This is a genomic window from Rathayibacter agropyri, assembly GCF_013249015.1.
Classification (GTDB): domain Bacteria; phylum Actinomycetota; class Actinomycetes; order Actinomycetales; family Microbacteriaceae; genus Rathayibacter; species Rathayibacter agropyri.
The window spans coordinates 41985-61443 of record NZ_JABRPL010000004.1 but is presented as its reverse complement, the minus strand read 5'-3'; the positions used below and the strand labels follow the sequence as shown (position 1 = coordinate 61443).

The window sequence follows — 19459 nt, the reverse complement described above, 5'->3', positions numbered from 1 at the left end:
GCGCGGGAAGGGGCAGCCGTGCCCGAGGGTGACACCGTGTACCGCTCCGCCCACAACCTCGCCGAAGCGCTCGACGGCGACGTGCTGACCCGCTGCGACGTCCGCGTGCCGAAGTACGCGACCGTCGATCTCGCCGGCGAGACGATCCATAAGGTCCTACCGCGCGGCAAGCATCTGCTGATGCGGGTGGGCGACGCGCTGATCCACTCCCACCTCAAGATGGAGGGCAGCTGGCACCTCTATGCGCGGGGCGACGGCCGGCAGCCGAAGTGGCATCGGCCGGCGTTCCAAGCGCGGATCATCCTAGAAACCGAGCGCTGGCAAGCCGTGGGCTTCGAACTCGGCCTGCTCGAGATCGTGCCGCGCTCGGCGGAGGAGGACGTCGTCGGCTACCTCGGCCCCGACCTGCTCGGCCCGGACTGGGACGCCGACGAAGCGCTGCGCCGTCTCTCCGCCGACCACGATCGTCCGATCGGCCTGGCCCTGCTCGACCAGCGGATCATGGCCGGGCTCGGCAACGTCTACCGGGCCGAGCTCTGCTTCCTCCGTGGCGTGCTGCCCACCCGCCCGGTCGGCGAGAGCGGCGACCTCGTGCGGACCATCGCGCTCGCGAAGCGCCTCATCACGGTCAACCGCGAGCGCATCGAGCGCACCACCACCGGCAATCTCCGCCCCGGTCAGCAGCTGTGGGTCTATGGTCGCGACCGCAAGCCGTGCCGCCGGTGCGGCACCCCGATCGAGCGTGGCGAACTCGGCGACGACGAGCTACAGCTGCGGGTCACCTACTGGTGCCCGCACTGCCAGAGCTGATGCTCTACTCAAGCTGACGCACTGCTCAAGCTGACGGCGGCTACTCCTCAACCGCCGACCGGTGCCCGGGGACGTGCTTCTCGTGAATCGTCGACGCGGTGACGCGCTCGATGCGATCGACATAGCGCCCGACATCGGCGCCGTCGGCGACAATCCAGCTCCCCACGAGGAGGAGCGGATCGCGCCCGCCGGCCGTCAGCGGCCCCGTCATCGTGAATGAGCCGAGCGCGGGAGTGGAAAAAGCGACCCGCACGAGGTCCCCGTGCTGCAGCCCCTCGACGGACCGCTCACCGCCCACCTCATCGGCAACAGGCGCGAGCGCGATGCTCTGGATCTCGGTGCCGGTGCCGAGGAACACGTCCGCGACGACGAGTTCGCCGCCGACCGCCTGCCGAACGACACCCTCGATGCCGTAGAGACCGTAGCGTGCCGAGCGGACGAGGACGCGGACGGAGTCGCCGATCGCGACCTCCGCGAGCGCGCCGCGAATCGAGGCGACGTCCCTCCGCGCTGGAGGGGCGGACAGGGTGTCGAGGATCGGGCTGGGCATCCGATCAGGGTAGCCGGTCGAGCCGGCGCCGGGCCCGAGTGCGACCGAGGCCGAGCAGTGACCGCGAGGTCGTGCGGCCCCTCGGGCAACATGCGGAGAAACGCCGAAAGCCCCGCCGGAGCGGGGCCTTCGGGAGGTGCGGAGTCGGTGGGATTTGAACCCACGGAACCCAATAAAGGGTTCTCCACCTTAGCAGGGTGGTGCACTCGACCGGACTATGCGACGACTCCTGAGCGCCCGCTGGCGGACGCACGACGACCATCATAACCGCACGCGCGCGACGCCTGCGACACCGGCGTCCGGCGCTATCGCTAAGCCACCGCGATGCCGACCGCGACGGCCAGGCGGCTACGGTGTCTCGGCGCCAGCGGGCAGCCTCGATGCGTCGGCAACGGCCTGCCGCCGCTCTACTGGTCGGAGAGCGGGCGACCAATCGTGCAGGTCTGCTGCTGGGCGGTCTGACCCGAGACGTCGCTCGGAAGGGTCACGGGGCCCTCCGTCGTCGGCGCAGCGGGCGTCGGATTCGCAGGAGCCGCGGCCGTCGGCGTCGCACCCGGCGCCTGCGCTCCACCGCCCGTCGTGCCGGTGAGCGTGATCGGCTGGTCGGCGAGCAGCGCGGCGTTCAGTGCCGACGCCGCCTCTTTGCTGGGATATACGCCGTTGCCCTCGATGAACGTCGGGTACTGGACGAAGACAACTTTGGCGAGGTCGACGTCCTTCACGGCGAGCCCGATCGAGACGAGCGTGTTGATGTCCTGGAGCGAGGTCGACAGCTGCATGTTCGAGACCGCCGCCCTCGCTAGTCCGTAAAGATTGACCGGATTCGAGAGCGTCGATGCGCTCTTCACCTTTCGCACGAGCGACGAGAGGTAAACCTGCTGGCTTGAGATGCGGGTCAGGTCGCTGCCGTCACCGACTCCGTGCCGGGTGCGCAGGAAGGCCAGCGCCTCGGCTCCAACGAGGGTGTGGGTCCCCGCGTCGAGGTTCAGCCCCGTGTATTCGTCCTGGATCGGCGAGGCGACGCAGACATCGACTCCGCCAACCGCATTCGACATCTCGATAACGCCCTCGAACTGGATCAGTGCGGCGTAGGGAATCGTGAGCCCGGTCAGCTGCTCGACCGTCCGCACGGTGCAGGCCAGTCCTCCGGCCTCAAGCGAGGTGTTGATCTTGGCGGAGTTGACCGCCGCGGAGACAGCGCCGGTCGCCGGATTCGTGCACGAGGGGATCGGCACGTAGAGGTCGCGCGGGAAGCTGATGACCTCGACGGTGGAGTGGTCGTCGGAGATGTGCATCAGCATCGTCACGTCATTGAGGTTTTCGGATCGCTCCCCGAACGCGCCCGCGGCCGATCCGTCTGCGCTGTCGCTGCCGGCGAGCAGGATGTTGACTCCGCCCTCAATCGCAGCGATCTCGGGAGCCGGCCCACTGCCGAGGTCGACGGCGGCGCGTGCGCCGCCCGCAATCATCGAGACCGCGATGGCGACGATGCAGACGGTGCTCACTACTCCGACTCCGACACAGGCCGCGAGGACCCGCGCGGCGAAACGCAGCCCGCTCTGACGGTGCAGGCGGCCGTGCCGTGCTGCTGTGGTCCTGGTGGACGAGTGTTGGCTCATTGGGTCGTGCTCTCTCTCGGCTGCGGGGCGCGGGTTGTCCCGCAGTCAACGTCCGAGGAGGTGTGCACGTGCAGTGCATGCCCGCCCTCGGCTCAGCCGAAGAACCCGACCGAGCAGGTCTGCTGGTCGGCGCTCTGGCCGGTGACCGATTGTGGCAGGGCAACCTTGGATTCATCCCCGGGGGCGGATGCGGGAGTGCCGGGCGTTGCCTCCGCCGTCGCGAGCGGCTCGGCACTCGCCGGGCCGGAGGGAGCCGAGGAATCGGCGGAAGCCGGAGTCTCACCCTCCACCTTCGCTCCGGCACCCGTGCCGCCGGTCAGGGCGATCGGCTGGTCGGTCTGGAGCGCGGTGGCGAGTATGTCGCCAGCGGCGCGGTCGGGCTCGACACCGCTCCCCGTCGCACCGGTCGGATACTGCGCGAAAACGACGTTCGCGAGATCGACGTCCTTGAGGGCGAGGCCCATCTGCACCATCGTGTTGACGTTGCTCAACTCGGTCGAGAGCGTCATGTTGCGCAGCGCGGCCTTCGCCAGGCCGTAGAGGGCGACCGGGTTCAACAGCGTGTCGGTGCTCTTGATCTCACGCACGAGCGAGGAGAGGAACACCTGCTGGTTGCTGATTCGGGTGAGGTCGCTGCCGTCGCCGATGCCGTGGCGGCTGCGGAGGAATTGCAGTGCCGCCATACCCTTCAGGGAGTGCATGCCTGGCTCAAGGTAGGTGTTGGTGTAGGGGTCGGCGATCTCGGTGGCGACGCAGACGTCGACTCCGCCGACCGCATTCGACATCTCGATCACGCCGTTGAACTGAACAACCGCGCCGTAGTCGACGCGGACTCCCATCAGATCCTCGACGACTCCCGCGACGCAGCCGAGGCTCACGTCGCTCCCCATCGCCTCGTTGATCTTCATGTCAGACCGTGCCGGGATCGTCTCACCGGTCGCCGCGTTCACGCAGGATGGGATGTCGACGTACATGTCGCGCGGGAAGCTGATCACCGTCGCGTTGCTGTGGTCGGCCGAGACATGCATCAGCATGTTGACGTCATTGAGGACGCTCGTCTCCTGCTCGGGGTCGCCGTAAGCGTCGCCCTGCCCCTTGCGGGAGTCACTGCCCACGACGAGGACATTGAAGCCGCCTTCGAGAGCGCCGATCTCTGCGGCCGCGCCCGCCTGGACACCCGAGCCCGCGGCGACCGGGTGCAGGTCGACCGGCGGCCGCGCCGACTGCACAACCAGGGTCGCTGCGATCGCAACGACCGACACGGAGGCGACGACGCCGACTCCTCCAACGGCTGCGGCACCCTTCACCAGAGTGCGCGCGAGCGAGTGCCGCTTCTGGCGACCGTGTCGCATCAAGGGCCGCGGAGTGCGTGCGGAGTCGCGAGTCTGTGTCGCGGGGCTCGTACGGCGCATCCGTCTCCCGGTGTCGAGGCGTCAGTGGTGCGAACCCGGGATCGGCCCCGGGCGTCGCGCAATCCTATACAGACGGGTGGCGCGATCCGGAAGAAAGTGGCGGGCGACGGGGTTGGGGGCGGGCTGACCGCGAGAGGAGACGTCGACTCCCGACCGCGCAGCCGTGCGCTCGTCGCCGAGCTACGGCGCCTGCTGGTGGCGCACCCGGCCTCCGGCGACCTCCACGCGCTGTTCTTCCCGGGCAACGCTCACGCGTCGCGCCGCCTGGACTGGACGCAGCCGCTCGACACGGGCCGGGTGCGCCGATACCACATGGTCCCTGCAGCGCAGCGCCTCGGCAACGCGGACAAGATGCGCTTCCACGACCTCCGCCACACGTACGCGTCTCTGATGCTCGCCGCGGGGTTCAAGCCCTACGAGGTGAGCCGGTGGATGGGGCACCATGGCTCCGACGGCATCTACGGCCACCTGTACCAGGCCCACTACAACGCGCAGATCGCGCAGTTCGAGGCGTTCGTCAGCGCTCGCTAGCTTCGGAAAGCGAAGAATCGATCGTGATGTTGAACAAGACGTCGATCGGGACGACATCCGTGGGATTAGGTATCGCCAGGGGACGGCCCGGGCTTCGTTCGATCAGCCCCCGAGCAAGCACCGCCCGGTGATTCCGAGCCCACACGTAGGCATCATGGATGACGTCGCTACTCACAGTGACGAAAATGTCGGCTTGTCGATTCGTCCGTTCCACGCGAATAGCAAGTTCACCAGTCGGATCGTCCTGCACATAACGGATCTGGACAATCTGCCCAGACACCGAAGCTTCCGGCTCTGGTCGGGTCCTACCGAGCGTCAAGGCGACCTTGCCAAGCAGCGACGCTGCCTCGCGTGGGATGACCACTCGGTCCGGCATTCGACCCGGCGCTCCGAGAGCTGCCGCCCACCGGAACGAGGTGTCGAAGGCCTCGACTCCAGGATCGAGCGCGATGTCCCGAACCGCGGCAACCAGCTCCATGCTGACACCACTCTGGACGAGACCCATGATCTCGTCGGGCCCAGGCTCCTTCTCCGGCTTGATCGCGATGGTGTCAATGGCGGTGACCGCGCTTGCAAGGGTCCGAGTAACCCTGCGCTCGCTCGGCTCGATAGGTGCCAGCGCGGAGTCCAGCTGCCCGTCAGAAGAAGCAGGCGGGTCCACTGGCATGACGATCGGCACCACGAACGACCCTCGACGCGTGTGGGAGAGCCTCGCCTTCGCGGCCAGTTCATCCGCTGGCCTGCTGTAATTTGAGCCGATGCGCGGGCGCGGCTTACGGGCCGTGGTGGCTGCGGCTCGCAGGAGCTTGCGCGCTGAGTTCAGGATCGTGAAGGCGCTGCCCAAAAGAGCCGCGTCATCTCGAACGAAGCGATCAGAGACTCGGTAGCTCTGAGTATCGAGAAACTCCGACTCGAGCGCATCGCGGATCACCACGACGTCTCTTCGCTCGTGCATGGCAAGACGTTCAACCAAGGCGTTGAACTCGAAGGATTCCTGGTCCACCTCGTACGGAACCGCAAGCAGCACGTCGCCAGCGTTCGGGCGCGTTTGGGTCCACAGCTCGCCTGCTCCGCCGCCACTTCCAGCCTGCCAGCCGTTGCGCGCCAAATAGCTCGCTACGTTGACCCGGAGGTCTCGCGCGCTAGCCATCATGCACCTGCCTTGAAACAGTCGAGGAGATCGTTTTCCCAGGCGATCAAGGTCTCTGCCGACAGCCGTTGACTCCTCGGCACCACGATCTTGTTCGCAGAGGTGACCGTCGTGACATCGATCCGACACCAGTAGGCGGCGGTCCTGTTCATCTGCGTTCCGACCGCGTGGTGATCCAACCACTGACCACTGTCATCCGGCACCACGACGACCACGAAGTAGACGGGGACCTTGAGCTTCCCCCACTTCCGAAGCCAGTCCACATGCGGCGTGAAGTGGATCTCGGCGTTCTTGCCATCGATCGCGTGCTTATGCGTCGTCTTGACCTGAACAGCGACGCTTCCCGCTTGGAACTTGACGTCGGCGTCGATCGCCTGAACATCCTCCCCCGGAGGAGTCTCCTCGATCCCACAGCCGACCTGACCAGCGAGGGCGCGAAGGTACACGACTCCATACCGGCCCTTCCGCTGCGTCAAGTTGAGCAACGGGTCCGGCAGGAAGTCGTGGCTCGGCGCGGGCGGTGCGGTGGTCACCATCGTGATGCTAGCCGATGCGTTCAGATCTGATGACGCGGGGTTTCGGAGGGGATTGCCTCCCAGACGACCCTGCCCGACGAGCGAGCCAACCCAAGCCGATCCCAGTACTTACGCGGCGGAGGGCGTGGGATTCGAACCCACGAGACATCTCTGCCCACCAGTTTTCAAGACTGGCTCCATCGGCCGCTCGGACAGCCCTCCTCGTCGCTCCCGCGGAAGCGACATCCGATAGTAACCGGGTCCGGAGCGCGAGGCACGTTCGCAACTGAGGCCCGCAGCCCGGATCCGGCCCTGGGACGGGCGCTCGGAGGCTCTCACCCTCGATGACGAACGGGCCAACTCAGCGCAGCCCCGAGAGCGCCACCGCCACGCCGTCCTCGTGCACCGTCGGTACCACCGCGGACGCGACGGCTCGGACTTCGTCCGGCGCCTGGCCCATGGCGAGGCCCGCGCCCTCCGCAGAGGCCCAGGTGAGCATCTCGATGTCGTTGCGGCCGTCGCCCAGCGCGACCACGTCGCTGCGCTCGATGCCCAGCTCCTGCCGGACGACCTCGAGCGCGGTCGACTTGTTGACGCCGTTCGGGGCGATGTCGAGCCACGCGGTCCAGCCGATGGCGTAGCTCACCTGGTGCAGCCCCATCTCCTCAACGAGGGCAATGAACTCGTCGATGCCGGTCGCGGGCGAGATCACGACGACTCGGGTGCAGAGCCGGCCGAGCAGCTCCTCGAAGGGGACGTGGGTGGTCTCGGCGCCCATCACCGCGCCGCCGGGGAACGCCTCGGTGTAGAAGAAGGCGCCAGCAGCGTCCTCGACCGCATAGTGCGCGTCGGGGAGGGAGCGGCGGATGGTCTCGAGGACGTCGGTCGGATCGAACGTCTCGACGGTTTCGACGCGATAGCCGCCCTCGGAGTCGCGGCGCAGCGTCACGGCGCCGTTGCAGCAGACGACGTACTCGGGAGCGATGCCCAGGCGCGCGACGACCGGGAGGGTTGACGAGGGCGAGCGGCCGGTGGCGAGCATGACCTCGTCACCCTGCGCGGCCACGCGGGTGATCGCCTCCGTTACGGCGTCGGTGATGGTGCCGTCCTCGTGCATGACGGTGCCGTCGATGTCGAGGGCGACGAGGCGGCGGCCGGAGGAGCGGGTGCTCACGAGACGGGCTCGAGAATCTCCAGGCCACCGAGGTGGGGCCGCAGCGCCTCGGGGACGAGCACCGAGCCGTCCGCCCGCTGGTGGGTCTCGAGCAGCGCGACGATCCAGCGCGTCGTCGCCAGCGTGCCGTTCAGGGTGGCAACCGGAGCCGTCTTGCCGGTCTCGGTGCGGTAGCGGGTATCGAGGCGGCGGGCCTGGAACGTGGTGCAGTTCGAGGTCGACGTCAACTCGCGGTAGGTCTCCTGCGTCGGTACCCAGGCTTCGACGTCGAACTTGCGCGCGGCGCTCTGACCGAGGTCGCCGGCCGCGGTGTCGATCACGCGGTAGTGCAGGCCGAGGCTCTGCAGGATGTCCTCCTGGTACGAGAGGAGGCGCGCGTGCTCCGCTTCCGCGTCCTCGGGCAGGGTGTACACGAACATCTCGAGCTTGCTGAACTGGTGCACGCGGATGATGCCGCGGGTGTCGCGCCCGCCCGAGCCGGCCTCGCGGCGGTAGCAGGTGCTCCAGCCTGCGTAGCGCTTGGCCCCGCTCGAGAGGTCAAGGATCTCATCAGCGTGATAGCCCGCCAGGGCCACCTCGCTGGTGCCGGTGAGGTAAAGGTCATCGTCGCGGAGGCGGTACACCTCATCGTCGTGCTCGCCGAGGAAGCCAGTACCGTCCATGATCTCGGGCCGCACCAGGGTCGGCGTGATCAGCGGCGTGAAGCCGACGGCGAGCGCCTTCTCGAGCCCCAGGTTCATCAGGGCGATCTCGAGGCGGGCGACGAGGCCCTTGAGGAAGTAGAAGCGTGCACCGCTGACCTTGGCGCCGCGCTGCATGTCGATACCGTCGAGCAGTTCGCCGAGTTCGAGGTGGTCGCGGGGCGTGAAATCGAACACCGGGCGCTCGCCGACCGTCTTGACGAGCTCGAACGACTCCTCGCCGCCCGCGGGAACGCCCTGGATGATCGGGTTGGCGAGCTTTTTCACGAGCACGGTGAAGCGCTCGCCGGCGTCGGTCGCCTCCTGCTGGGCCTGCCGTGCGGCGGAGGCGAGGCGCTGGGCCTCGGCCACGAGCGCGACCTTCTCCTCCTTTGTGGCCGTCGCCACTGTCTTACCGAAAGCGTTCTGCTCGGCGCGCAACCGCTCGGCCTCGGTGATCGCCGCGCGGCGCACACGGTCGGCTTCGAGCGCCTCGTCGACGAGTTCGACGGAGTCGCCGCGCGCCTCCTGCGAGCGCTTGAGGACGTCCGGGTGCTCGCGCAGAAGTACGGGATCAATCACCCGAGCAGTTTAGGGGAGGCCCGCGAGCGGACGCGGCTCAGGCAATCCTGCCATCGCGGCTGAGCATCGGCCGTGGGTGGCCATCCGATCACAGGCAGGCCTGCGAATGTCTCTCAAGACCCCCGTCAACTGTCCTGCTCCCCCGAAGGCACCCCATGCACTCCACCGTTCTCACCGACGCGTCGCCCGGCGTCGTACTCGAGCGCGACGGCTCCGTCGCCAGGATCACGCTCGACCGCCCCGACGCGCTGAACGCCATCGACCTCGGCACCGCCCGCCTGCTGCTGCGCACCGTCGCCGACCTTGATGCCGATCCCGGCTGCTCCGTCATCGTGATCGCCGCGACCGGCCGCGCATTCTGCACCGGCGGCGACATTTCGGCGATCATGGGCGCCGACCGGCCCGGCGACTACCTCCGCGATCTGGCGACCACGACGGCCGAGGTCATCCGCCTCCTCGAGGACGGCAGCGCCGTCGTGGTCTGCGCGATCGACGGCATGACAGCCGGAGCCGGGATCGCCTTCGCGCTCGCCGCGGACATCGTCGTCGCCACTCCGGCCGCGCTGTTCCTCAGCGCCTACGGAGACGTCGGCCTGGTCCCGGACGTCGGCGTCACCGCTGCTCTCCCCCGCGCGATCGGCCGCCGCCGTGCGCTCGACTTCGTGCTCTCGGGTCGTCCGGTCCGCGCGGTCGAGGCACTGGAGTGGCAGCTCGTGACCGAGATCGTGCCGCGCGCCGACCTCGTCGGCCGCGTGGGCGAGCGCGTGCGGGCGCTCGCCGCCAAACCCGCACACGTCGCCGCAGCCGCCCGTCGCCTGTTGCGCTCCGATCCGCTCGACCGCGCGGAGCGCATTGAGGAGGAGACCGGGATCCTGGTCGAGTTCCTCGGCATCCCCGCCACCCGCACGCTGCTCGACGCGGAGCACGAGCGCCAACTCCGCCGAGCCTCCCGAGCCGCGGCGTCGCGCTGAGCGGGCTGGAGCGCCGAACGGGCTGGAGCGCCGAACGGGCAGGGGAAGCGACTCCGGCACACCGCTGATCCACGGACGCCGCCGACCTCCGCGGGCGCCCCCGCCCCCACGCGATCTCGGCTACGGTGGGTCGCGCGAAGGGGAGTAGTTCCCACCGTCCGTCAAGCGGACGACGAGGCGCGTCGACATGCTGGTCCGGGATGATCCGGGCCCGGCGCTCCACCCCGGCCCGAGCGGCTGAGGCGAACGAGACCTTCGGTCAGTCGACGCACGTCCTGACCGGTCCTCTCGCGCGGGTCGGCGGGCCTACCCCAGGAGATCGCATGGCGACCACTCACCCCAGCCCCGCCCAGGTGCGTCGCTGGCGCCGCTACCTCGCCGACGAACTCGCCGAGGCGGCGGTCTACCGCGATCTGGCCGGCCGCCGGTCGGGTGAGGAGCGCGAGATCCTGCTCGCCCTCGCCGTCGCCGAGGGACGCCACGAGGAGCACTGGCGCGAATTGCTCGGTCCGGCGGCCGACCCGGTGCCGCATCCCGATCTGCGCACGCGCCTCCTGGGCTTTCTCACCCGTCGTTTCGGCTCGGTCTTCGTGCTCGCGCTGATCCAGCGCGCCGAGGCACGCTCTCCCTACGCCGACGACGACGACGCAACCGAGGCGATGGCGGCCGACGAGCGGATCCACGGCGAGGTGGTCCGCGGACTTGCCGAGCGCGGACGCTCGCGCCTCTCGGGCACGTTCCGTGCCGCGGTCTTCGGCGCGAATGACGGCCTGGTCTCGAACCTCGCGCTGGTGCTCGGGGTCGGGGCGAGCGGAGTGGGCACCAGCGTCGTCCTGCTCACCGGCATCGCCGGACTGCTCGCGGGAGCTCTCTCGATGGGCGCCGGGGAGTTCGTGTCGGTGCGCTCGCAGCGCGAGCTGCTCTCGGCGTCAAGCCCCGACCTCGATGCCAACCGCATCGTGCCCGACCTCGACGTCGATGCGAACGAGCTCGCACTGGTCTACCGGGCCAGGGGAATGACGCAGGAGCAGGCGAATGCGCGCGCCGCCTCCGTTTTCACCGGCCTGCGCGGGGGCGCGGTCACGTCGCCGATTACGCTCGGCGGAGCAGCGGTGGATCCCGACATCGACGAGCACGAGTCGGTCGGCACCGGCATGGGCGCGGCGCTCTCAAGTTTCTGCTTCTTCGCCTCGGGCGCGATCATCCCGGTGTTGCCCTACTTGATCGGGCTCTCGGGTCTGGCAGCTGTGGTCGTCGCCTGCGTCCTGGTCGGTATTGCGCTACTGGCGACCGGGGCCGTGGTCGGCCTGCTCTCGGGGGCGCCGCCCCTGGCACGCGCACTCCGCCAACTCGGGATCGGCTACGGCGCCGCCCTGGTGACCTACCTGCTCGGTCTCCTCTTCGGCGCGTCAGGAGTCTGAGGCGTCGGAGTCTGAGGCTCCGAAGCCTGAGCCTCCCCCAACCGGGCCTGTGCATCGAGGAGCTGCGGCCCCTCCTCCCCGCGGCGCCGCACCGAAGCGCCCGTCCAGCGCAGCGCGGCCACGCCGACGGCGAGAAGCAGCGCGGCGGGCAAGCAGCCGAGCAGCGGGATGCAGGAGTAATACAGAAGCTGGCGCCGGATCCACGCGGGCGACGGGACGTCCGAGTCGCCGTAGTACGGCGGTGGCGGGGACGAGTAGCCGGTCCAGAGCAGTGCGAGACCGAGGATCGTCCCCGCGAGGCCGGCCAGCAGCAGTACGAGCAGCCACGGGTTACGCAAGAGCGGAGCCTCACGAGGAAGTTCGGGAGTGGTGGTGTGGGCAGGAGGCGCTTCGGTGGGCGCCTGCCCTGCCGGGGTCCGATCGCCCGGCTCCTGCACCAGCGGCGCCCGCTCCACGGACCGTCGCCTCCACCGGGAGCGCGTCCCCTCGGGACTGCCCGCAGCACTCGGTGGGACCGCGGGAGCGGCGCCCGTCCCGGGCCGGGCGAAGGCCCGCTCGTCCTCGCGCAGCCGCCCCACACCCCCCGAGAATCCGCGCTGGAAAGCGGGGTCATAGCGCGGATCGATCCGCTCGGCGTCCTCAGTCATCGTCGACCTCCGGCTCGTGAGAGAGGATGCCGCGCAGCCAATCGCGAGCCTCCACGAACACCTCGTCGTCGTAGCGTCGCACCGGAGTAACGGGCCGGCGGTCGGCGCGCGGGTAGGAGCCGAGGAAGACGACCTTGGGGCTGAAGCGGCGCAGGCCCATCAGAGCGTCCGCCACCCGCTCGTCCTGCACGTGGCCGTCGAGGTCGATGACGAAGCGATAGCGGCCCATGGCGTCGCCGATCGGCCGCGACTGGATGGTGCTCAGGTTCACTCCGCGGGTCGCGAACTGCTCGAGCATGTCGAGCAGGGAGCCCGGCTCGTCGGCCGGCAACTCGGCGATCACGCTGGTCTTGTCGGCTCCTGTCGGCTCGGGCAGCACCCGCGAGCGCGAAACGTGCACGAAGCGGGTGACCGCGTTCGGATTGTCGCCGATCCGCTCGGCGAGCACGGCGACGTCGTGGTGCGCGGCGATGCCTGGCGGCGCGATGGCGGCCTGCGCGGGCGATCCGCTGAGGAGGTCGACGGTGGCCTGGACGTTGCTCGAGGCGGGCAGGTGCTCGTGGCTGGGGATCTCGCGATCGAGCCACACCCGGCACTGACCGTAAGCAACGGGATGCGCGGCGACCGTGCGCACGTCCTCGAGGCGCGTGCCAGGGCGGCCAACCAGGATGAACGACACCGGGACGAGGTACTCGCCGACGATGCGCAGCCCCGGGATCCGGGCGAGCGCGTCCTGCGTGGCCGTCACTCCGCCCTCGACCGAGTTCTCGATCGCGATGACGGCGCCGATGCTCCGGCCCGAGACGAGGTCGGCGAGCGCCTCGCCCACGTTCGCGACGCTGCGCCAGAGCTGTCCGCGCGCCTCCGGGACCTGCGCGAGCGCCGCCTCGGTGAACGTGCCGCTCGGCCCGAGATAGCTGTAGGCACGGGTCGCGGGGGCACTGTCGAGCATGGCGCAAGCCTAGCCAGCCCCAGTACCCCTGGAGCGGGCCGACTGCCACTATGGACGGCATGACTGATCGCGCAGGGAAGCCGGCAGAGGCCTCCGATCTCATCGACGTCGAGGCCCTCGTCAGGGCGTACTACGAGCAGAAGCCGGACGTGTCCCATCCGGCGCAGAAGGTGGTGTTCGGTACGTCGGGCCATCGCGGCTCCTCCTTTGACAGTGCCTTCAACGAGGACCACATCGCCGCGGTCACGCAGGCGATCGTCGAGTACCGCACCGAGCAGGGAGTCACCGGGCCGCTCTTCATCGGCGCCGACACGCACGGGCTCTCGCGGCCGGCGCTGACCACAGCACTGGAGGTGCTGGTCGGCAACCAGGTGCGTGTGCTGGTCGACGAGTTCGACGACTTCGTGCCGACTCCCGCGCTCAGCCACGCGATCCTCCGCTACAACAACGACGCCTCCCACACCGACCTGGCCGACGGAATCGTGGTCACCCCCTCGCACAACCCGCCCCGCGACGGCGGCTTCAAGTACAACCCGCCGCACGGCGGCCCGGCCGACTCCGACGCCACGACCTGGATTGCGAACCGCGCCAACGAGCTCATCGCCGACGGCAACCGCGGCGTGAAATCGGCCGAACCCTCCGCGGTGGAGACCTACGACTACCGCACCCACTACGTCGCCGATCTAGCGACCATCATCGACATCGACGCGATCAAGAAGGCCGGCGTGCGCATCGGGGCCGACCCGCTGGGCGGTGCCTCCGTGCACTACTGGCAGCTGATCGCCGAGATGTACGAGCTCGACCTGACAGTGGTCAACGGCGAGGTGGACCCGGCGTGGGGCTTCATGACCCTCGACTGGGATGGCAAGATCCGGATGGACCCGTCCTCCCCCAGCGCGATGGCCTCGGTCGTCGCGCGCGCCGGCGACTTCGACATCCTCACCGGGAACGACGCGGACGCCGACCGCCACGGCATCGTCACCCCCGACGGCGGGCTGATGAACCCCAACCACTACCTCGCCGTCGCGATCGACTACCTCTACCGCCACCGCACCGGCTGGCGCGAGGACGCGGCGATCGGCAAGACGCTGGTGTCCTCCTCGATCATCGACCGGGTCGCCGAGTCGCTGGGCCGCCGCCTTTGGGAGGTTCCGGTCGGCTTCAAGTGGTTCGTACCTGGCCTGGTCGACGGCTCGGTCGGCTTCGGCGGCGAGGAGTCGGCGGGCGCGTCGTTCCTTCGCTTCGACGGCACCGTCTGGACCACGGACAAGGACGGCATCCTGCTGGCGCTGCTCGCGTCCGAGATCGTCGCCGTCACCGGCAAGAGCCCGTCGGCGCTCTACCGCGAGCTGACCGAGCGCTTCGGCGATCCGGTCTACGAGCGCGTGGACGCGGTCGCGACGAAGGCGCAGAAGGCGGCGCTCGGCAAGCTCGACGGCGACGCGATCACGGCGACCACGCTCGCCGGCTCCGAGATCACGGCGAAGCTCTCGAAGGCCCCCGGCAACGGCGCGGCCGTCGGAGGCGTCAAGGTCGTCACGGCGGACGCGTGGTTCGCCGCGCGCCCCTCCGGCACCGAGGACGTCTACAAGATCTACGCCGAGAGCTTCCGCGGCCTCGACCACCTGCACGAGGTCCAGGCCGAGGCCCGCACGATCGTGGACGCCGCGCTGAACGCCTAACCCGCGCTCAGTCGCCCGAGAAGGCTCGTTCTCCGCATCGAGAACGAGCCTTCTCGGGCGATTCAGGGCCGGAGCGCCGCACGAACGGCGGCGACGACCGCGGGGAGATCGGTGAGGTCGTCGCCGGTGAGTTCGATGACGTTCCATCCCGCGGCCCGGAGGCGCCCGGCGCGGGCGCGGTCTCGACGCCAGCGGCCCTTCTCGACCCGGTGGTAGTCGCCGTGATACTCGATCACCACCCGCGCCCAGGCGATGCAGAGGTCGACGCGGGCGAGGAAGCCGCCCTTCTCATCGCGGATCACGACGTTCGCCTCGATGCCCGCAATCCCGGCGAGCACCAGCGCGACCCGCACCAGCGACTCCGGGCGAGACTCGGCCCGCCCGTCGAGGAGCGCGAGCGCGGTGCGGAGCAGGCGCAGCCCCCGGCGACCGGGGTAGCGCTCGACCGCGGCCTTCAGGCCAGCCCCGTCGATCAGCCTCGCGTGCAGGAGGAAGTCGCCAACGGCCACGAGATCGGCAAGCGGCAGGACCGCACCCAGGTCGCACCAGGTGCGAGCGGGACCGGTGAGGCGCCCGCGCCGTCCGTCGAGGACGTCCCCGGGCCCGAGGCGAACGGAGCGTCCAGCGATCCCGGTAGCGTGCGGCGCGCGAGCCGGCGCCTCAACGGCGACGTCGAGTGCAGTGCGCTCCTCCCAGTGGCGATCAAGGGGCGCACCCCAGAGCAGCGCCGCGGTCGGTCCGCAGACGAACGCGTGACCGCCCAGCCGGGCAAGGAGCGCTGAGCAGCGATCCACCAGCGTCACGGCGGGAGTGATCGATCGCATCCCGTAGACCGGCGCGTCGATCCTGCGCATTGCCGCCCGCGACAGCCCCGCCGCGGACCCCTCCGCCACCCTGAACACATCCTTCTGCACGCGCCCATGCTGGCGCCCGCGCCCCTTTCTCCGCTCGAACTCTCCACAGCCTCTCGCTCACTCGCCGGAGAAGGCTCGTTCTCGGGCGGGAGAACGAGCCTTCTCGGGCGAGTCAGCAGCGGTGCTGTTACCAGCGGGGGTGGATGGTGGGGCGGAAGTGCGTGTCGTAGAGGGCGGTGACCGCCTCCATGAAGGCGGGGCCGAGGGGCGCAGCGGAGGCGGCGGCTGCGTTGGCACGGGCCTGCTCGGGCGAGCGGGCGCCGGGGATCACCGAGGTGACGCCGTCTTGCTGAATGATCCAGGCGAGGGCCGCCGCGGCGGGAGCGAGGCCGTGGTCGTCCGCGAGGCGCGAGAACTCCTGCGCGGCCTCGACTCCGGTCGCGAAGTCGACGCCCGAGAACGTCTCGCCGACGTCGAAGGCCGAGCCGTCGCGGTTGTAGCTGCGGTGATCGTCCGGAGCAAACGCCGTCTCGGTCGTGTAGCGCCCGCTGAGCAGACCGGAGGCGAGCGGGACACGCGCCAGGATGCCGACACCCGCCTCCCGAGCCGCCGGCAGCACCTCATCGAGCGGCTTGAGCCGGAACGCGTTCAGGATGATCTGGACGCTCGCGACGTTCGGCCGGGCGATCGCGGCGAGCGCCTCCTCCGTGCGCTCGACCGAGACTCCGTAGTGGGCAATCGCGCCGTCCGCGACGAGGGTGTCGAGCGCGTCGTAAACGGCGTCGTCGGAGTAGACGGAGGTGGGCGGGCAGTGCAGCTGAACGAGGTCGAGGGTGTCGACGCCGAGGTTGGCGCGGGAGCGGTCGGTCCATGCGCGGAAGTTGTCGAGGACGTAGTTCGCGGGAATCTGCTCCGCGCGGCGGCCCATCTTGGTGGCCACGAAGACGTGGGCGTCGGGGTGCGCGGCGCGGTAGGCGCCGATCGTGCGCTCACTGCGGCCGTCGCCGTACACGTCGGCGGTGTCGAACAGAGTGACGCCCGACTCCACCGCAGCGTCGAGCACGGCGAGGGCGTCGCCCTCGGCGACATCCCCCCAGTCGGCACCGAGCTGCCAGGTTCCGAGGCCGACGACGGAGACGGGCGCGCCAGTGCGGCCGAGGATTCGAGTGTCCATGCCTTTACCGTAGGCGCGGCCCCAGACGCGGCGGACCCCCTTGCGCATGCCCTACCGTCGAGGGCATGCCACTCCTCGTCCTCGGCAGCACCAACCTCGACCACGTGCACCGCGTCGTGCGCATCCCGGCTCCGGGCGAGACCGTTCTCGCGCGTGATTCCCGCGCATTCCCCGGCGGCAAGGGCCTCAACCAGGCGGTTGCCGCGGCGCGCACCGAGCCAGGCACCGCGTTCGTCACCAGCCTGGGCCGAGACGCGGCGGGTGACGAACTCGCGGGCGTGCTCGGCAACGAACCGCTGACGCTGCACGCCCGGCGCGGCGACCTACGCACCGGCACTGCCCACATCACGGTCGACGAACGCGGCGAGAACGCGATTGTCGTCGACTCCGGAGCCAACACCGCCCTGCTCCGCCTCACCGCTGAGGAAAAAAGCCTGGTGGCCGCCGCCGACGCGCTCCTGCTGCAACTCGAGATCCCGCTGGCGAGTGTGACGGAGGCGGCACGCACCGCCCGCGCGGCCGGCACGGTGTCGATCCTGAACGCCGCTCCCATCAGACCGCTGCCCGCGGAGCTGCTGGACGCGCTCGATGTGCTGATCGTGAACGAGCACGAGGCACGCGAGCTCGCCTCTGATTGCGGGATCGCCGCGCAGAGCGACGACGCGCTTGCCGCTGCGCTCACCGCGCTCGTCCCGCTCGTGCTCGTCACCCTGGGGTCGGACGGCGTGGTCGTCGCGATCCGCGGGCGCGAGCCCGCGCGCGCTCCGGCGTTCCGGGTGGAGGCGGTCGACACCACAGGCGCCGGCGACACCTTCTGCGGCGCCTTCGCCGCGCGCCTGGCGGCAACCGGGGTTCGCCATGATGATCCGGAGCCCCTGAGAGCGCTCGTGCGGTGGGCGAGTGCGGCAGCCGCGATCTCCGTCACGCGGCACGGAGCGGCTGTCTCGGCCCCCACGGCCGCCGAGACGGAGGCGTTTCTCGCGGAGCGCGCCGACGACCGCGTCCGCTGAGCGCGCCCTAGTCGACGGCGGCGATCCGCACGGCCACGCGGGGGTGCAGCAGCGGATGCTCGCGACGGCACCACTCGCGCACGGCCGCTCCCACCGCACGGGCGACATCGGGAGCCGAGGCATCGGCTGTCACGCCCACATCCACCGAGACCGACACCTCCTCGCCCACGATCCGCACCAGCACCGGCTCGGCTGGCGTGCCGCCGCTCGCCCTGCCGAGGGCCTCGATCGCGAGACCCCGCGCACTCAGCGCGGAGGCCGCCTGGGCGAGGACGTCGCGTACCTCCGGCCGCACCGGCACCAGGGTCGCCACTCCATCGAGCAGGCGCAGCTCGGCGGCGAGCGCCGCCGTCGGGCCCGGCGCAGCGGGCGGTCGCGGGCTCACGATTCCTCCGCCTCGGGAAGATAGACGTCCTCGACGCGGACGTCGATGGTCGAGACCCGCAGCTCGGTCTGGGTGAGCAGCCGCGTGTGCACGCGCTCACGGACCTGCTGAGCGGCCTCGGCGATCGGGATGCCCCAGAAGACCGAGATCGTCACCTCCACCACTACCTCTGCGCCGACGTCGATGTCGCCGACGAGTCGGCAGCGGCCGACGAGGACGCCCGGGACGCTGTCGCCCGCCTCGCGGACGAGGCCGCGGACCGCCCCCTCGGTGATGGTCAGCGACATGTCCGGCTGCATGCTCGCGAAAGGGATATCGCGGCCCGCGCGGGCCTCCCTCCGCGCCTGGGCGAGGATCGAGCCGAACCAGCTCGCCTCAGGGGCCGGTAGTCGCGCGGCGTCATCATCGATGAGCGCGCCCGAGAGCGCACGGACTCGTTCGAGGGCGCGCAGAGTGCGACGGTGCTCGGGGGACTCCTCGATCACCGGATCGTAGGGAGAACGGCCGCGGTCGAGGTAGTCGCTCAACTCGTCGATCCCGATGCCGTCCTGCTCCTGCACGGGAGGCGGCACGACGTCGTGCTCCTCACCGAGCCCCTGCCCGTCGCCGGGGGTCTGATCCGCGTTCATCGCGTCTGCTCCCTCATCGCCAGTCCTCCATCGCCACGACCAGCGCATCGCGCGCGCGGGCGAGCTTGCCCCGAACGGCGGTGGGTGTCAGCCCGAGATGGTCGGCGATCTCGTGGTAGGACTCCCCGCCGACCTCGCGCAGCAACCAGCATTGGCGCTGCGACTCCGGCAGCTCCGAGAGCGCGTGCGCGAGCGCTCTCATGGCGTCGCTCTGCTCCACGGCCTCGAACGGACCGGGCTCGCGCGACGGCGGATGCTCCACGGCATCGACGTCGTCGGTCGGGCGGCGCTGGCGCAGCAAGTCGACACTCGAGCGGCTGACGATCCGCATCATCCAGCTGCGCACGCTGGCGGGCTCCTTCAGCTGAGGCAGCTGCGCCCACACCGTGATCAGCGCGTTCTGCACGGCATCCGAAGCGTCCGCTTGCGAGCCGGTCAGCCGCCAAGCGTAGGCCCGCAGGATCGACTGGTGCCGCTTGACCAGCATCTCGAAGGCCCGCACATCGCCCTCGGCGGAGCGCTCGGCGAGGAGCGCATCGCTCGCCGACTCCAGACCGGGCATGTGCCGCCTCCATTCGCAGAACCGGCCGGAGTGGCCGGAAGACTATCGGGGAACAGTCAGGAAAAATCGTGATCCGCACCGTGACGAAGCCGCGAGGGAATCCGTCTCACTCATGAAAGCACAGCCCGAGCGGAGAACCGCCGGGCTTT

Annotated in this window: 20 protein-coding genes and 2 tRNA genes; 6 read left to right on the top strand and 16 right to left on the bottom strand. The window is 69.8% G+C overall.

The window, feature by feature from the left end:
- Positions 1 to 18 precede the first annotated feature (18 nt).
- Positions 19 to 810: an Fpg/Nei family DNA glycosylase gene (locus tag HRF29_RS11265; RefSeq protein ID WP_173248841.1), complete on the top strand. Its 792-nt coding sequence runs from the start codon at positions 19 to 21 to the stop codon at positions 808 to 810.
- Positions 811 to 850: 40 nt separating this feature from the next.
- Here HRF29_RS11265 and HRF29_RS11260 read toward each other — a convergent pair whose 3' ends face one another.
- The 4 genes from HRF29_RS11260 to HRF29_RS11245 form a co-directional block, all read right to left on the bottom strand.
- On the bottom strand, positions 851 to 1360 hold the full coding sequence (locus HRF29_RS11260) for a hypothetical protein (protein WP_173248839.1): 510 nt from the start codon (positions 1358 to 1360) through the stop codon (positions 851 to 853).
- A 139-nt stretch (positions 1361 to 1499) separates the two neighbouring features.
- Positions 1500 to 1590, bottom strand: a tRNA-Ser gene (locus tag HRF29_RS11255).
- A gap of 177 nt (positions 1591 to 1767) precedes the next feature.
- Entirely contained in the window at positions 1768 to 2979 is a 1212-nt protein-coding gene (locus HRF29_RS11250) for an LCP family protein (protein WP_173248837.1), read from the bottom strand.
- A gap of 92 nt (positions 2980 to 3071) precedes the next feature.
- Complete coding sequence (locus HRF29_RS11245; RefSeq protein ID WP_246226950.1) at positions 3072 to 4331, bottom strand: LCP family protein; 1260 nt, start codon at positions 4329 to 4331, stop codon at positions 3072 to 3074.
- Positions 4332 to 4487: 156 nt separating this feature from the next.
- Between HRF29_RS11245 and HRF29_RS11240 the strand changes: the two genes are divergently transcribed.
- Positions 4488 to 4922, top strand: a complete 435-nt coding sequence (locus HRF29_RS11240; RefSeq protein ID WP_173248833.1) for a site-specific integrase — start codon at positions 4488 to 4490, stop codon at positions 4920 to 4922.
- On the opposite strand, the gene HRF29_RS11235 is transcribed toward HRF29_RS11240, so the two are convergent.
- The 5 genes from HRF29_RS11235 to serS all read right to left on the bottom strand — a co-directional run bounded on the left by HRF29_RS11235 (position 4909) and on the right by serS (position 9023).
- Positions 4909 to 6075, bottom strand: a complete 1167-nt coding sequence (locus HRF29_RS11235) for a hypothetical protein (protein WP_173248831.1) — start codon at positions 6073 to 6075, stop codon at positions 4909 to 4911. The genes HRF29_RS11240 and HRF29_RS11235 overlap by 14 nt on opposite strands.
- Positions 6072 to 6605 (bottom strand): DUF4365 domain-containing protein, encoded by a 534-nt coding sequence (locus HRF29_RS11230; protein ID WP_173248829.1) that lies wholly within the window; start codon positions 6603 to 6605, stop codon positions 6072 to 6074. The genes HRF29_RS11235 and HRF29_RS11230 overlap by 4 nt, the downstream gene beginning before the upstream one ends.
- Positions 6606 to 6724: 119 nt before the next feature.
- Positions 6725 to 6809 (bottom strand) — tRNA-Ser (locus HRF29_RS11225).
- A 139-nt stretch (positions 6810 to 6948) separates the two neighbouring features.
- Complete coding sequence (locus tag HRF29_RS11220) at positions 6949 to 7761, bottom strand: HAD family hydrolase (protein WP_343043726.1); 813 nt, start codon at positions 7759 to 7761, stop codon at positions 6949 to 6951.
- Positions 7758 to 9023, bottom strand: a complete 1266-nt coding sequence (serS, locus tag HRF29_RS11215) for a serine--tRNA ligase (RefSeq protein ID WP_173248826.1) — start codon at positions 9021 to 9023, stop codon at positions 7758 to 7760. The genes HRF29_RS11220 and serS overlap by 4 nt, the downstream gene beginning before the upstream one ends.
- 155 nt (positions 9024 to 9178) lie before the next feature.
- Here serS and HRF29_RS11210 point away from each other — a divergent pair, with 155 nt between their 5' ends.
- Together HRF29_RS11210 and HRF29_RS11205 are read left to right on the top strand one after the other, a co-directional pair.
- The gene (locus HRF29_RS11210) at positions 9179 to 9994 is read left to right on the top strand and encodes an enoyl-CoA hydratase/isomerase family protein (RefSeq protein WP_173248824.1); all 816 of its coding nucleotides are present in this window, start codon (positions 9179 to 9181) and stop codon (positions 9992 to 9994) included.
- Between the two features lie 323 nt (positions 9995 to 10317).
- Complete coding sequence (locus HRF29_RS11205) at positions 10318 to 11415, top strand: VIT1/CCC1 transporter family protein (protein ID WP_173248822.1); 1098 nt, start codon at positions 10318 to 10320, stop codon at positions 11413 to 11415.
- Here the strand turns inward: HRF29_RS11205 and HRF29_RS11200 are convergent.
- Positions 11376 to 12062, bottom strand: coding sequence for a hypothetical protein (locus HRF29_RS11200; RefSeq protein WP_173248820.1), 687 nt, complete (start codon positions 12060 to 12062; stop codon positions 11376 to 11378). The two genes, HRF29_RS11205 and HRF29_RS11200, sit on opposite strands and share 40 nt — an antisense overlap.
- Entirely contained in the window at positions 12055 to 13014 is a 960-nt protein-coding gene (gene pheA, locus HRF29_RS11195; protein ID WP_173248818.1) for a prephenate dehydratase, read from the bottom strand. Before pheA ends, HRF29_RS11200 begins: the two co-directional genes overlap by 8 nt.
- 59 nt (positions 13015 to 13073) lie before the next feature.
- On the opposite strand from pheA, the gene pgm reads away from it, so the two are divergent.
- Positions 13074 to 14696, top strand: a complete 1623-nt coding sequence (gene pgm, locus HRF29_RS11190; protein ID WP_173248816.1) for a phosphoglucomutase (alpha-D-glucose-1,6-bisphosphate-dependent) — start codon at positions 13074 to 13076, stop codon at positions 14694 to 14696.
- 62 nt (positions 14697 to 14758) lie between these two features.
- On the opposite strand, the gene HRF29_RS11185 is transcribed toward pgm, so the two are convergent.
- A complete protein-coding gene (locus HRF29_RS11185) occupies positions 14759 to 15610 on the bottom strand; it encodes a hypothetical protein (protein WP_173248814.1) in 852 nt (283 codons plus the stop codon).
- A gap of 127 nt (positions 15611 to 15737) precedes the next feature.
- On the bottom strand, positions 15738 to 16724 hold the full coding sequence (locus HRF29_RS11180) for an aldo/keto reductase (RefSeq protein WP_173248812.1): 987 nt from the start codon (positions 16722 to 16724) through the stop codon (positions 15738 to 15740).
- Positions 16725 to 16789: 65 nt separating this feature from the next.
- Between HRF29_RS11180 and HRF29_RS11175 the strand changes: the two genes are divergently transcribed.
- Positions 16790 to 17734, top strand: a complete 945-nt coding sequence (locus HRF29_RS11175) for a ribokinase (protein WP_173248810.1) — start codon at positions 16790 to 16792, stop codon at positions 17732 to 17734.
- Between the two features lie 7 nt (positions 17735 to 17741).
- On the opposite strand, the gene HRF29_RS11170 is transcribed toward HRF29_RS11175, so the two are convergent.
- From HRF29_RS11170 to HRF29_RS11160, 3 genes are read right to left on the bottom strand one after another with little or no spacing between them, the layout of a single operon-like run.
- A complete protein-coding gene (locus HRF29_RS11170) occupies positions 17742 to 18119 on the bottom strand; it encodes a hypothetical protein (RefSeq protein WP_173248809.1) in 378 nt (125 codons plus the stop codon).
- Positions 18116 to 18748, bottom strand: a complete 633-nt coding sequence (locus HRF29_RS11165) for an Asp23/Gls24 family envelope stress response protein (protein WP_173248807.1) — start codon at positions 18746 to 18748, stop codon at positions 18116 to 18118. The genes HRF29_RS11170 and HRF29_RS11165 overlap by 4 nt, the downstream gene beginning before the upstream one ends.
- Positions 18749 to 18761: 13 nt before the next feature.
- Positions 18762 to 19310 (bottom strand): RNA polymerase sigma factor, encoded by a 549-nt coding sequence (locus tag HRF29_RS11160; RefSeq protein ID WP_173248805.1) that lies wholly within the window; start codon positions 19308 to 19310, stop codon positions 18762 to 18764.
- Between the last annotated feature and the right edge of the window lie 149 nt (positions 19311 to 19459).

Excerpts from the sequence above, each read along its gene's own strand:
- HRF29_RS11260 (WP_173248839.1), bottom strand. The coding sequence starts at position 1,360 with ATGCCCAGCCCGATCCTCGACACCCTGTCCGCCCCTCCAGCGCGGAGG.
- HRF29_RS11250 (WP_173248837.1), bottom strand. The coding sequence starts at position 2,979 with ATGAGCCAACACTCGTCCACCAGGACCACAGCAGCACGGCACGGCCGC.
- HRF29_RS11245 (WP_246226950.1), bottom strand. The coding sequence starts at position 4,331 with ATGCGACACGGTCGCCAGAAGCGGCACTCGCTCGCGCGCACTCTGGTG.
- HRF29_RS11235 (WP_173248831.1), bottom strand. The coding sequence starts at position 6,075 with ATGATGGCTAGCGCGCGAGACCTCCGGGTCAACGTAGCGAGCTATTTG.
- HRF29_RS11210 (WP_173248824.1), top strand. The coding sequence starts at position 9,179 with ATGCACTCCACCGTTCTCACCGACGCGTCGCCCGGCGTCGTACTCGAG.
- HRF29_RS11205 (WP_173248822.1), top strand. The coding sequence starts at position 10,318 with ATGGCGACCACTCACCCCAGCCCCGCCCAGGTGCGTCGCTGGCGCCGC.
- HRF29_RS11200 (WP_173248820.1), bottom strand. The coding sequence starts at position 12,062 with ATGACTGAGGACGCCGAGCGGATCGATCCGCGCTATGACCCCGCTTTC.
- pheA (WP_173248818.1), bottom strand. The coding sequence starts at position 13,014 with ATGCTCGACAGTGCCCCCGCGACCCGTGCCTACAGCTATCTCGGGCCG.
- pgm (WP_173248816.1), top strand. The coding sequence starts at position 13,074 with ATGACTGATCGCGCAGGGAAGCCGGCAGAGGCCTCCGATCTCATCGAC.
- HRF29_RS11180 (WP_173248812.1), bottom strand. The coding sequence starts at position 16,724 with ATGGACACTCGAATCCTCGGCCGCACTGGCGCGCCCGTCTCCGTCGTC.
- HRF29_RS11175 (WP_173248810.1), top strand. The coding sequence starts at position 16,790 with ATGCCACTCCTCGTCCTCGGCAGCACCAACCTCGACCACGTGCACCGC.
- HRF29_RS11165 (WP_173248807.1), bottom strand. The coding sequence starts at position 18,748 with ATGAACGCGGATCAGACCCCCGGCGACGGGCAGGGGCTCGGTGAGGAG.
- HRF29_RS11160 (WP_173248805.1), bottom strand. The coding sequence starts at position 19,310 with ATGCCCGGTCTGGAGTCGGCGAGCGATGCGCTCCTCGCCGAGCGCTCC.